The organism is Geomonas oryzisoli, assembly GCF_018986915.1.
Lineage (GTDB): Bacteria > Desulfobacterota > Desulfuromonadia > Geobacterales > Geobacteraceae > Geomonas > Geomonas oryzisoli.
In genome coordinates this window covers 2204376-2216943 of the sequence record NZ_CP076723.1, presented here as the reverse complement: position 1 = coordinate 2216943, position 12568 = coordinate 2204376, and the positions used below count along the sequence as shown (strand labels likewise).

Sequence of the window (12568 nt, the reverse complement as noted above, 5' to 3'; positions counted from 1 at the left end):
CATGTTCAAAAAAGCCATATTGCTGCTGGGCATCACCGTTACCTGCTGTCTGCTCTGGTTCGCCGTCTACGACTACCGCGAGGCCGGGCCCATAGCCAGGGAAAACCTGCGCGGGCTTGCGCTGTCGCTCACCACCGCCATAGAGAAACTGGCCGCCAACGATCCCTCGCTGGAGACTCTGCACTCCTTCCATCCAACCGATGTCGCATTTTTCGCCCTGGTCGATGGCCGCGGCGTCTACCGCTTCCACTCCAACCGCGATCTCGTCGGCACCGCCGTCGAAGCCCCTTCACAAATGATCCCGCTGCTGACCAGGTCCGAGACCCGTATCGTGCTCGGAACCGGGGAGCGTGCCTACCAGTTCAGCTCGCCCGTGACGGTACGCGGGGAGCCGCTTGCCCTGGTGCTTACCCTGCACACCTACCGCGCCGATGCGGTGATACGCCGCGCGCGCCTCAATATGACCATCGTGCTTGCGCTTGTCGTGGCGGGATGGCTCCTGAGCGTGGGCCTCGCGCGGTATGCGCGACGCGAGGAACGTCACCAGGAGGAGTTGGCGCGCAGGGAGACGCTGGCGAAGCTCGGCGAAATGGGTGCCGTACTGGCCCACGAGATCCGCAACCCGCTGGCCGGCATCAAGGGGTTCGCCCAGGTGATCGCCGCCAGGCCCCAGGAGTCCCGCAATGCCTCCTTCGCGCATAGCATCGTGACCGAGGCGGTGCGCCTGGAGAGCCTGGTGAACGATCTTTTGGCCTATGCCGCCAATGAGCCCGAAGCCGTGGCTGATTTCGCCCTGGCGAACCTTTTCGACCACACCGTCTCTCTACTCAAGCCCGATGCTGGTACGCACGGCGTCGGCATCTCCTGGCGCTGTCCCGGCGATCTGCTGGTTCGCGGCAACCGCGACCGGATCGAGCAGGCCCTTCTGAACCTCGGGCATAACGCGGTTCAGGCCATGCCCGATGGGGGGGAGCTGCAGTTCCTGGCAGAGCGGTCAGGCAAGGATGCCGTCATCAGCATCCGGGACAACGGCAGCGGCATTGCCGAGGAGCACCGCCAGCTCGTCTTCGAGCCGTTTTTCACCACCAAAAGCCGCGGGACCGGGTTGGGGCTTGCCCTGTGCAGGAAGATAGTTGAAGCAAACCGTGGCCGCATCACGCTGCAAAGCAGGGAAGGGGAGGGGACCGTGGTCACGCTGACTCTCCCCTGCGCCCGCTGACCAGGTAGAGGAGCCGAGATGAAGGGATCAGTGCTGGTTGTTGAGGATGACGAGACCTTTCGAGCCTTCGTGCAGACCATTTTGCAGGACGAAGGGTACCAGGTGGAATGCGCAGCCGACGGCGCCAAGGCGTTGCGCCTGTTGCGCCAGACCGGCTTCGACGTGGTGGTGTCCGACCTGAAGCTACCCGGAAAGAGCGGGCTTGACCTGTTCCGGGAGACGCGGCCCGATCCCGGTGCGCCCCCCTTCATCTTCCTCACCGCCTTCGGCACCGTTGATGAAGCCGTCTGCGCCATCAAGGAGGGGGCGGTGGACTTCCTGACCAAACCGCTTCAGGATCCCCAGGCGCTGCTCACCCTGGTGCAACGGACCATCGAGACGCAGGGGCGCGCCCGTGACTACCTCTCCCTGAAGGAGTCCGAGATCGCCGGACTGCCGCCGGAGGAACTGCTGTTCGCCGGCGACGCCATGCGCGTGGTGCGGCAACTGGTTCACGATGTGGCGGTCACTATGGCCAACGTGCTGATCTTTGGCGAAAGCGGCACCGGCAAGGAACTGGTGGCACGGACCATCCACCTGATGAGCCCGAGAAGCAAGGCTGCCTTTATCGCCATAAACTGCGCCGCCATTCCGGAAAACCTCTTGGAAAGCGAGCTGTTCGGCCACGAGAAGGGGGCCTTTACCGGTGCCGTACAGGCGCGCCAGGGCAAGTTCGAGCTGGCCAAGGGGGGCACCATCTTCCTGGACGAAATAGGCGAGATGCCGCTTTCCCTCCAGGCCAAACTGCTGCGCGTCATCCAGGAGCGGTCCTTCGAGAGGGTGGGGGGGACCCGGGAGATAAAGGCCGATGTCCGCATCGTCGCCGCGACCAACCGCAACCTGCGCGATGAAGTCGCCGAGCGGCGCTTCCGCGAAGATCTCTACTACCGGCTTAACGTCTTCCCGCTGCAACTGCCACCGCTTCGGGAAAGGACTGATGCCATCGCTAGTTTGGCTGAATACTTCATGCATCGCTTCAGCTCGCAGCTGGGCAAGACGCTGAAGGGGATCGAGCACGAGGCGCTGTCCGCTCTGCGTCGTTATCATTGGCCAGGCAACGTCCGCGAGCTGCAAAACGTGATGGAAAGGGCGGTGATCCTCGCCAAGGACCTGGTCCGGGCACGAACGCTTCCGGACGAGATCATGACCTCCGCCCAGGTGGGGCAACTGGACAGCCGGGAGCGCCTGAAAGGAGCGGAGCGCGACCTGATCGCGCAGGCGATCGCGAAACATGGCGGCAACCGCCGCCTCGCAGCAGGGGAGCTCGGCATCTCCCGGCGCTCGTTGCAGTACAAACTGAAGGAGTATGGCTTCCTGGATGAGGGATGAGTGGTGCAAGACCGCTGCGCGATGGTGCAGTTCTTTGCACCAAAGACGCTTCCCCGGCACATGCCCTGCCGCCGCAAACCTCGCTGAATCGGTTGGTTGCGATGCTGCCGTAACCTGGCACGGACCGTGATTACCCCTTGATCGTCGACATTTCGCAAAAGGAGGTTGAGGTCTTGGGAGGTAGCGTGCTGATCAGTGATGCCGGTAACCGGAACAACGGGGGAGTGATGAAGACGATAGCGGTGGTTGTGGTAATGGCGGCATTTGCGCTGCTGACCGGATGCTGCATGTTGCATCCGATGTGGTGACCAATCGGAAGGACGGTGCATTGTTATGGCAGGTGGGCGTTTAATTGTGATGATCATGGCTTTGCTCCTGAACGGGGTGTGGGTCGGGGAAGCTTCCGCGGGCTTTCTCGGCTTCGGCTCCGACGACAAGGGGAAAAGCGGTCTTGACTTCAACCGGGGCTACGACCTCAACACGGTGGGGAGCGTATCCGGGCGTGTCACTGCCGCACCGCACCAGGTAGAAAACGAGCAGTACATCGTGGAGGTGCAGACCGCCTCCGGCGCCGTGAGCCTGAGTGTGGGACCGGGCGCCTACTGGCAGAAAAGAGGAATCGCCGTCCGGATCAACGACGAGATCAGCGCCAAGGGAGCCCGGGCGCAGGGGCGGGACGGCAAAGATTACCTGTTGACCCAGAAACTGGTGAACAGGACCACGGGAGCCGCTGTCGAACTGCGCAGCGAGAGCGGCGAACCGGCCTGGTCGGTGAAAGGAGCCGGATCAGGTGCCCGCGCGCAGGATAACAGGTTTGGCGCCGGCGGCGGCAGCGGCTTCGGCGGCGGCTTCATGCGTGGGGGCGGTATGATGGGCGGCGGCATGCGGCGCTAGCGCCGCCAATCAGGTTGGGCCGGTGAGGTGACGATGATCAGGACGGGTATCTGCGGCAAGGTCGTTGGCGGTTTGTTGGTGGTGGGATCGTTGCTGGTCCCGGCGGCGGTGAGGGCGGAAGGGCCGGCGCTCTCCGCCACCCTCGGCTTCGAGTTCGCTACGGGCGATTACGGCACCGGCGTCACGACGCGGTCCGTCTATCTTCCCTTGACCGTAGCGCTCGCAGCCACCGACCGGCTCGGTTTTTCACTGGAAGTACCGTATGTCTACCAGAGCAATTCCGCCGTCAACACCGGCGTGCTGCTCGGCTCCGGCGGGCAGATGGCCGGGATGCAAAAAGAAGTCGCGGCCATGAACGGTCAGCACGGCGGCAGCGGCTCCATGTCCTCCGCCAAGCCCGACAGCTACGGCCGCTCCTCGAGCGGTGTCGGCGACATCACAGCCAAGGCCGGTTACGTCCTGGTGCCGGAGGGGGAGCTCATGCCGCGGATCCGTCCCTACCTTTTCGTGAAGTTTCCCACCGGAGACGAGAACAAGGCCCTGGGCACCGGGGCCTTCGACGAGGGGGGCGCGGTCGAATTCTTCAAACAGGTGGACCGGTGGTATTCCTTCGTGGAAACCGGTTACACCGTACAGGGGCATTCCTCGCTGCTGCCCCTGAAGGATTACTTTAGCTTCAACGCGGGAACTGGCTACGAGGTAACGGATTCGCTGTTGCCCATGCTGGTGGTGAAGAGCTCAACCGCTCCCATCGAGGGGGCAAGCGCCCTGGTGGAAACGCGCCTCAAGCTCAAGTACCTGGCCACCGGTCACACCAGCATCGAAGGGTATCTTGCCAAGGGGTGGACCCGCAGCAGCGCCGATTACGGTAGCGGCATCGCGGTTTCTTACGACTTTTGAAATCACCAACTTACACGGATAGAAGAGGGGGCATTACCATGAAACGAGAGATCATTGCGGCGGCAGCAGTTTTGGCGGTGGGTATGCTGGCAGGGTGCGGCGGCGGTTCTTCCTCCACCACTGCGGCCAAAGTGGCCGGCAAGGTGGCCGACGGATACCTGTACCAGGCGACGGTGTTTATGGACAAGAACAACAATTATCGCCTCGATGCCGGTGAGCCCACTGCGCAAACCGACGCTAACGGAGCTTACACCCTCACTGTGGACCCTGCCGATGTCGGCAAATACCCCATCGTCGCCCTCGCGGTCAAGGACGTGACCATAGACCAGGATACCGGTCTGCCGGTCGCGCACAGCTACCTGTTGAGCCTCCCCAAGGACAGCGTCTCCGGGACGGTGAGCAGCAACTTCATCAGCCCGATCAGCACGCAGGTGCGCGAGATGATGGAGACCGGCAACTACACCATGACCCAGGCGATGGATCAGATGCGGCTCAAGCTGCACCTTTCCCAGGACGCCGACCTGATGGGGGATTACATGGCGGGGCAGAACACGGCGCTGCACCAGACCGCCCAGAACATGGCCACCTTGATGGGGGGGCAGATGGGGCAGGTGTACCAGTCGGGCAGCAACACCGTCGTGGATGTCAACCGTTACCGCGGCATGATGGGGGTGATGTTCAGCAACATGTCGTCGGTGCGGGCCGCCACGACCGATGCGGACATGACCCAGTTGATGACCCTGATGTCCTCGGACCTCAACAACATCACGATCGGCCAACCGTTCCACAACATGTCCTCTTATTTCGGCGGCATGATGGGGGGCGGGGGGATGATGGGCAGGTAGACCTCGCACCTGCGGCATCTCCGGGTGGCTGTCTCCGGGGATGCCGCTTCTCATTTCAGGACTCGGTCAGGACCTCCCTCACCTTGTGCGCCAGTGACTGCATGGTGAAGGGCTTTTGTAGAAAGCACATGTCCTCGTCCACCTTGCCCCGCTCTGCGATGACATCGGCAGTGTACCCCGACATGAACAGGCACTTGAGGCTGGGGCGGGTTTTCAGCAACCGCTCGGACAGGTCACGACCGTTCATCCCGGGCATGATGATGTCGGTCAGAAGCAGATCGATCCGCTTGCCGGGGTCGGCAGCGATTTCGATGGCCTGCTCGGGCGAGCCTGCCGCATAGACGGTGTAGCCTAACTGGGACAGGATGGTGGTTCCTATCTCCATGATGGCCGGTTCGTCCTCGACAACCAGGATGCTCTCCGTTCCTCCCACCGGCCGTTCCCTCTCCGGCTTCGCCTCGTGGGCGACCTCATGCACCGCGGGCAGATAGATACGGAAGGTTGCACCATGGCCGGGTTCACTGGCCACCTCGATGTTGCCGTTGTTTTGCTTGACGATGCCGAACACCGTGGCGAGCCCGAGCCCGGTACCGCGCCCAAGCTCCTTCGTGGTGTAAAAGGGCTCGAAGATCCGGTCCATGACCTCCCGGGACATGCCGCGCCCGCTGTCCGAAACTTCCAGCATCACGTAGTCGCCGGGCACCAGGTCGGCCATCCGTGCCTGGTCATGCAGGTTAAGGGCAACGTTCTGGGTATATATCTCTATCCTGCCGACCCCGGCAATGGCGTCGCGCGCGTTGACGCAGAGATTGGCCATGACCTGGTCCAGTTGTGACGGGTCCAGTTTCACTTTCCAGAGGTCGAATCCTGGCGACCAGGACAGGTCTATATCTTCGCCGATCAGGCGATGCAGCATTTTGAGCATCCGCGCAATGGTCTCATTCAGATCGAGTACCTTGGGCTCGGCGTGCTGCTGCCTCGAGAAGGCCAGCAACTGCTTGGTGATGTCTGCCGAGCGCTTGGCCGCGTCGAGAATCTCCTTGAGCCGTTCGTGCATCGGGCCGGCAGGCTCTGCGGTCAGTATGCCCAGTTCGGCGTGCCCCATGATCACGCCCAGCATGTTGTTGAAGTCATGGGCTACTCCGCCCGCCAACTGGCCGATCGCCTCCATCTTCTGGGACTGCACCAACTGTTGCGTCAATCCGCGCTTTTCGGCCTCCATCTTGGCTTTTTCGGTGATGTCGCGGATTACGAGGACCATCCCCCCCAGTTCTCCCGAACTGTCGATGATGGGCGCACTGTTGACGGTTACGGTGCGCTCGGTGCCGCTTTGGGAAACGAGGGTGTGTTGTCCGGCTAATTCAAGGGCCTGTCTCGCCTCTATCACGTGGTGCAGTTCCGCCATCACCTCTGAGTGCTCTTTTTCTCCCGCTACTTTCAGCACCTGATCAAGCCGGTGGTGCCGTGCTTCTGCCTCGGTCCAGCCGGTGAGTGTCTCGGCAACCTGGTTCAGCAGCACGATGCGGTCGTTGGTGTCGGTGGCGATGACGCCCTCGCCGATGGACTGCAGGGTAACGGTAAGTCTTTCCTGTTCCGCGATCAGGCGCTGTTCGGCGTCGCGCAGTTGGGTGGAGGAATGGTTCAATGCATCGGCAAGGAGGTCGATTTCGTAGACTCCCCGCTGCACCGAGACCTGGGCTCCCTTGCGATCCTGCAGCTCCTGGGCGAAACGGCTGAGCTCGGCAATGGCACGCAGCGGTCGTTTGACCACGAGGACCATCAAAAGGGTGCCGACCAGGATCCAGAGCGCGCCGATCTGCAGACTGCTGTGCCACGTAGCCAGCTGCAGCTGGTTGGCCGTTTCCAGGCTGAAGGCCATCCGCACCCATCCAAGGTGGGTCCCTGCGGAAATGGGCGCCCAGAACACCAGTTGGTCGCCCTGGCGCATGAGCAAGGATTCCGCCTTGGTAAGGACGGTGACTGCCTTGTTTCCGTACACGAGTCGGGGAGGGGTGCTGCGCGAGGGGCGCTCGATGTTGCACAACAGGTTGCCGTTAGGCTCAATTACCTGTATTGACACGACATCGGGCATCTGCGCCGCGTTAAGCATGTGCGCCTCGAGCCCGGCGTATTCCTGGATGACGATGAAACCGGCGGCGCTGTCCGCGAGTCCATGGGCGAGGACCCGCAGGTTGTCCGAGAGCGCCTGGACGTAGATCGACTGCTGCCGGCTTCCGGTCCACCAGCCGTAAACGGCGATCATGGCGGTCAGGATCAGGGCCAACGATACGATGATCTTTACTTCGAGGCGCTTTAACATCGCAGGATTGTGTTATTGGGACTGCTGTTTGTCCAGCAGGTCGAAGTTGACGTCCGCAAAGAACGCATAATCACGCTGGTAGTCTGCTTTGATGGGGGCCGTGAGTTTGACCGCTTTCAGCATCTTGCGACCCTGCTCGGTATGGTCCAGGTCGAGCAGGGTCTTGGTAACCGCGTCCCTGATCTTTTTGGGGACTCTGGGGTGGGCTGCAAAAGGGTGGGAGGCCACCTCCGGGGTTTTCATGATGATCCGGAACTCCTTCTGCATCTCCGGAAAATCGTCGATCATGCTGCTGTCCAGCGTTGCGCCCGCATCGGCCTTGCCGACCAGGACGCTCTTGGCGACGTTGATCGTTGAACCGCTGAAGGATACGTTGAAATCGATCTGCTGGCCGGTAATAAGCGCGTGGCGGGTGATGACGCTGCATACGTTCTTGGGGCCGACGATGGCAATCGTTTTCCCCTTGAGGTCCTTCACCTGGTGGTAGGGCGAGTCCTTGCGGACGAAGACCTGGCCGCGCAGCATGTTCGAGCCCCGTACCAGCGGGATGTATTTCTGCTTCTGGTATGCGAGGTAGAACATGTTGGGGGCCGCGTACATGAAGTCGACGTGGTCCCCCTTGGTGTCCTCGAGGAAGGCGGTGATCTTGTCGTAGAGTTTGAGCTCGATTTTGATGCCCGCCTGGCGGGAAAGGTGCTCCACCAGCGGGGTCCAGTTTTTATGCAGTGTAACCGCGGGAAGATTAGGCACTATGGCCAGCGTGTAGACCTTTTCTGTGGCAAAGGCTTGGAAGGGAAGGGCTAGTAAGTAGAGAAAAGCCAAGATGAGACAGAGGTGTCTGACCTTGAGACAAGACATAAGGATCCTCCCGGTTGCAGATTTGGTGTCGTAGTATTCGCTAAACAGAGTCCATACACGAAGCCTTAAATGGAACAACACAAGCAGGCATTGTCGGCACGATCACAATTCCTACTCGGCATTTACGCAGCTACACTTAACGTTTTTTTCATGTCTTTGTCCGGCAATGTTGAAAGAGTCGGTTTCGCATCATGCCTTGGGGGGGGAGACCTGGTGCAGCATTGCTCAAACTCTCGTATGAAGTCTTTGCCGCGTCTTTAGCCAGGGTCGGATGGAGGGGGGGATGGCGGGAGTGGTGGTGTAGAGCGCGTGGGGGATGGGGGTGCTTTTTCTGGAGGCGATGCCTATGCCATTTGGCTGTTTCCTTCCGGGAAAGTGATGGGGCAACGTTACGAAGAATATCCTCTTCCGTTGCCCCATCGCCTCATGCTCTAACCTGCAAAGGGGTTATTGCATGACAATCCCCTCGGCGGCATTGATGGCTTGCACTTCCTCGACGCTAAGTGAGCCTTTGCCAAGAAGTGCGGAGGCCGATGCGGTCCCGTTTGAGAACTGGGCGCTGTTGCTTATCTTTGCCTTGACGACCACGGTGTGGACACCTTGGCCAAGGTCGGCCTTGATAAAGTTGAAGTGGTGGGCTGCCGTCGTGTCCAAAAGAAGCTGGATCTCTTCCGGGATGAGGGTGCATTCGGTGAGCAGGTCAGTGATGCCGTCGCCGTTTTGGTCCAAGCACGCGCTGTAATACCCCCCCAGGGTCGCTGAAAGTTGCTGCTTCCTCCTGTCGAAAACCACCACGCCAGGCGCAGCCTCGGTCCCGTCGACAAGCACCTTGACCTCTATGCCGGATTCGGCCGTTGAAGTGTCCTTCACGCCACCACTGCTCTTGACCGCGGTGTCGGTAAGCAGGGTGGTCTCCAGAGAGACGCCGATCAGCAGGTCTTTCGGCGTTGCGGTATGGATTTCTCCTTGCAGCACGGTGGACCAGCCATCGGCATCGTTGCTAGCCAGCGCGGAGTGCACGACGGCTACAGTCCCAACATTTGCGGTGAACTTGGCAGAGGCTCCGAAAGCCGACGTTGCGGTCAAAAGTGCGAGTGCGAGAATGGCAAAAAAATTCATACTCTCCTCCCTAAAATGATTCTTAATTTTTGACATAGCTCCCACTGCTCCTTAGTATGCTCCTGGTGCCGGAATGACTGCTGTACCATTTCCACCCCCTTTCCCCAGTGAGAGTCAGCACGGCGATGCAGGTGTAATAATGGACCAAGGAGAGCTTGCACGGAGAAGGATAGCATCCCAGAAAAATGACACTATGCTGAGGTTGCTTTAGTTAGGGCGGATATTGACTTTGGAAGACGGGCTCGGGGTGGGGGCAGGCCGCCTGTGAGTTACTGTGCAGATGCCAACGTTTAGTCAGGACAGTGGGACTTCCGGAAATCGGTCGGGGTTTGGCCCACCATGTCCCGGAAATGCCTGTTAAAACTGCTAAGATCGTTAAATCCCACATTCATTGCTATTGCGGAGATAGGGATATTCTTGCGGAGCAGATCCTTTGAACGTTTTATCCGCAGCCGTGACAGGAAATGCATCGGCGTCATACCCATCGTTTTTTTGAATTCCCTGCAGAAATACGATTTGCTGAGGCCGCCTTCCCTGGCCATATTGTCCAGGGAGATGGGAGACGATAAGTTTTCCTTGATGTACGTGATGCAGCGCAGAATGTGTGGCGGGACATCGTGACCCGTGCAGTTGCTGGTGGCTATGACCTGGCTGGCGATTTTGCGGCACCACTGGGGCCAGGAATCACTCCTTTGCACCTCCAGGAGGTTCTTTACCGTATTTCTCAGGACGATCAGGTCTACAGGCTGTTTGACGTAGTCGATGGCTCCGATCCGAAACACATCAACAGCAGTTCTTTCTGAACCGGCGCTGGTGATGAACATCACCGGTATGTCTTCGTTTTTTAGCTTTAGCTCCTTGAGCATCATGAGTCCGTCCTCGTCATCGAAGCCGCAGTCAAGGAGGATCAGGTCGGCTCTAAAGCGGTTGATGTGTCGGGACGCTGCTGCGAAAGTGTAGAACTCAACCTGTTCGTCCCACAGCGGCAGTGCCTGGTATAACCCTTGGTGTTCAAGGGCGGCAATGATCAATACTGGGTTCTTTTGCACAGTTCCCACCTCCGTTCTCCTGGGGCTGTGCCTGGCCCCGGGAACGATATAGCATCATAGTGTTGTAGCACAACAATCAGAGCCGAGGCAGCCGTGAGCGAAAGTGTACCAGCTTCGCCTTTCCAACTCATAGCGGCGGCAGCGGTTTAATAGCAGAAGTTTCTAGTGGCTTGCGTGGGGAGGTGTTTGAGTAGGTTGATTAATTCGAGTTTTGGTTAAGCCAAAACGATTATGGTTTTATCCCGTTTTAGTCCGCTGTCAATCAGAAAAATGTATACCTATGTGAATCGTAATCCTAATTTAACCCACTTTTAGGTATCAATGGGACCCGCTTCAAAACTGTAACTATGAGATATTTCATGTGGAGTAGGTTGATTTTGGACGCCGATACGGGGTTAGAATCCGAAGCCGATTCACACGAGGTGAGGGGATGAGGAGGGCTAGCGGGGATGTTTCATGGCGCACCTCTTTCCCCGCTTCACAGCTGTATATGCGGGACTAATAACGAGGACCCTGATCAAACGTGACAATACACATCCCGTATTTCCACATACCATGAAAGGGATAGATGTCATTGCTGTTGGGGATGAAGGAATACTACGTCTGCAGCAGGCACCCAAGGCGGCTCATGACCTAGATACCCAAAACCGAGAGTCGCGCGAGTGGTGGGCGGCGGCAATGAGGGGATTGGGCTTCTGTTTGTCCCATAAGATATATTATGTCAAGTTGAAGGTCTGTATATGTCCAGCACGGCCCCCGGCGGCACCCCCTATCTTCTGGAGGCCCTGCCGACCTGCCAACCAGCTTATGAAATAGGAATGCCCCCGGCCTTTACGATCGTCGATCCTCGCTGTCGCAATCTGCCGCTGACCTGCCGGCTGCTTTACTGTTTTTATTCTCGTGGGACCGCGTACGCCGTCACCGTGTCCCTTCTTCCCGGATCAGTGCTACCCGGGTCCACCCTTGGTCGATCACTGCGCCTTCGAGGCAACCGTCCTAGCCTGCGGGTCGACGATGCAGCGACCGGTCGAGCGACTCTCTCATTCACCCCGGCACGTCTCGGTGCCCAACTCATCCGTCGAACTTTTTCGCAGGTCGTCGCCACCGGATCGGCCTAAAAGCCCTCCTGGCGCTCCTGTAGCAAAATCGGGTGCAAGGTTACCCCTGCACCCGATCGAAAAGTCCCTCTACAGGGCAAATTTGGAAGCCGCTTTTTTGGGCGATTACCAGCGGCGGCTCTCCAGGGCCTTGACCAGCTCGACCACCTTGTCGGCCACCAGTGATTCCAGGATCTTTCCCTTTTCCGCGCTCGCTTTGCCCGGATTCCCCCAGACTCCGCCGGGCCAGAAGCTCCGCTTGTCACGGACCAGGATCCCGGTCGGGAAATTCGGGTACTCTTCGGGAGCGAGTCCTTTGACCAGGTGCGGATGCGAATGCATGATGCGCGAGGTCTCGATCTCGCCGGCATGCGCGTCGCCGCGGGTCTCGATCAGATGGGCGCCGCTGTCCTTGGCAAGTTCGTACTCGGTGACCACGGCCATGTTGATCTCGGGCAGTTCCTGGATCAATTCCTCGCCGGCATCCTGCAGCGCCATCCGGTGCGAACCGCCGGCGTGCCCGGTAAGCGCGATGAAATTGGTCAGCCCCTGGGCGTGCAGCGAACGTACGATGTCCTTGAGCAACGCCTTGAGGGTCGCCGTGCTGATGGACACGGTGCCCGGATGGCGCGATGTCGAGCGGCAGCAGCCATAATGCACCGGCGGCGCCACAAACAGCGGAATCCGCTCGGCCGCACGTTTTCCGACTTCGTAAGCCTCTATGGTGTCGGTGGAAAGCGGCAGATGGCTGCCGTGTTCTTCGACCGATCCAAAAGGAATGTAAACGGTTTTACACCCCTCCAGCCCACGGGCAAACTCATCCATGGTGATGTTCTCAATAAGCATAACAATACCTCTGTAAGTAGCCGAAAATTAATAGTTTAATCGCGAATGGGCCA

Annotated in this window: 11 protein-coding genes; 6 read left to right on the top strand and 5 right to left on the bottom strand. The window is 59.4% G+C overall.

Features of this window, described 5'->3' with window-relative positions:
- Position 1 precedes the first annotated feature (1 nt).
- The 6 genes from KP004_RS09730 to KP004_RS09710 all read left to right on the top strand — a co-directional run bounded on the left by KP004_RS09730 (position 2) and on the right by KP004_RS09710 (position 5226).
- Positions 2–1219, top strand: a complete 1218-nt coding sequence (locus KP004_RS09730) for a two-component system sensor histidine kinase NtrB (RefSeq protein WP_216802117.1) — start codon at positions 2–4, stop codon at positions 1217–1219.
- 18 nt (positions 1220–1237) lie between these two features.
- Complete coding sequence (locus KP004_RS09725; RefSeq protein ID WP_216802116.1) at positions 1238–2587, top strand: sigma-54-dependent transcriptional regulator; 1350 nt, start codon at positions 1238–1240, stop codon at positions 2585–2587.
- A 185-nt stretch (positions 2588–2772) separates the two neighbouring features.
- Positions 2773–2895, top strand: a complete 123-nt coding sequence (locus KP004_RS21300; RefSeq protein ID WP_275423156.1) for a hypothetical protein — start codon at positions 2773–2775, stop codon at positions 2893–2895.
- A 49-nt stretch (positions 2896–2944) separates the two neighbouring features.
- Positions 2945–3481 carry a MamS/MamX family magnetosome protein gene (locus tag KP004_RS09720; RefSeq protein ID WP_239027018.1) on the top strand — a complete coding sequence of 179 codons (537 nt, stop codon included), beginning with the start codon at positions 2945–2947 and terminating at the stop codon, positions 3479–3481.
- 33 nt (positions 3482–3514) lie between these two features.
- Complete coding sequence (locus KP004_RS09715) at positions 3515–4381, top strand: transporter (protein WP_216802114.1); 867 nt, start codon at positions 3515–3517, stop codon at positions 4379–4381.
- A 38-nt stretch (positions 4382–4419) separates the two neighbouring features.
- The gene (locus KP004_RS09710) at positions 4420–5226 is read left to right on the top strand and encodes a hypothetical protein (protein ID WP_216802113.1); all 807 of its coding nucleotides are present in this window, start codon (positions 4420–4422) and stop codon (positions 5224–5226) included.
- A gap of 55 nt (positions 5227–5281) precedes the next feature.
- Here KP004_RS09710 and KP004_RS09705 read toward each other — a convergent pair whose 3' ends face one another.
- From KP004_RS09705 to KP004_RS09685, 5 genes are all read right to left on the bottom strand, one after another.
- Entirely contained in the window at positions 5282–7546 is a 2265-nt protein-coding gene (locus KP004_RS09705) for an ATP-binding protein (RefSeq protein WP_216802112.1), read from the bottom strand.
- A 12-nt stretch (positions 7547–7558) separates the two neighbouring features.
- Positions 7559–8404: a phosphate/phosphite/phosphonate ABC transporter substrate-binding protein gene (locus KP004_RS09700; RefSeq protein WP_216802111.1), complete on the bottom strand. Its 846-nt coding sequence runs from the start codon at positions 8402–8404 to the stop codon at positions 7559–7561.
- 447 nt (positions 8405–8851) lie between these two features.
- Positions 8852–9559 carry a hypothetical protein gene (locus KP004_RS09695; protein WP_216802110.1) on the bottom strand — a complete coding sequence of 236 codons (708 nt, stop codon included), beginning with the start codon at positions 9557–9559 and terminating at the stop codon, positions 8852–8854.
- 254 nt (positions 9560–9813) lie between these two features.
- A complete protein-coding gene (locus KP004_RS09690) occupies positions 9814–10581 on the bottom strand; it encodes a helix-turn-helix domain-containing protein (protein ID WP_275423155.1) in 768 nt (255 codons plus the stop codon).
- Positions 10582–11795: 1214 nt separating this feature from the next.
- Positions 11796–12515 carry a creatininase family protein gene (locus KP004_RS09685; RefSeq protein WP_216802109.1) on the bottom strand — a complete coding sequence of 240 codons (720 nt, stop codon included), beginning with the start codon at positions 12513–12515 and terminating at the stop codon, positions 11796–11798.
- Positions 12516–12568 lie beyond the last annotated feature (53 nt).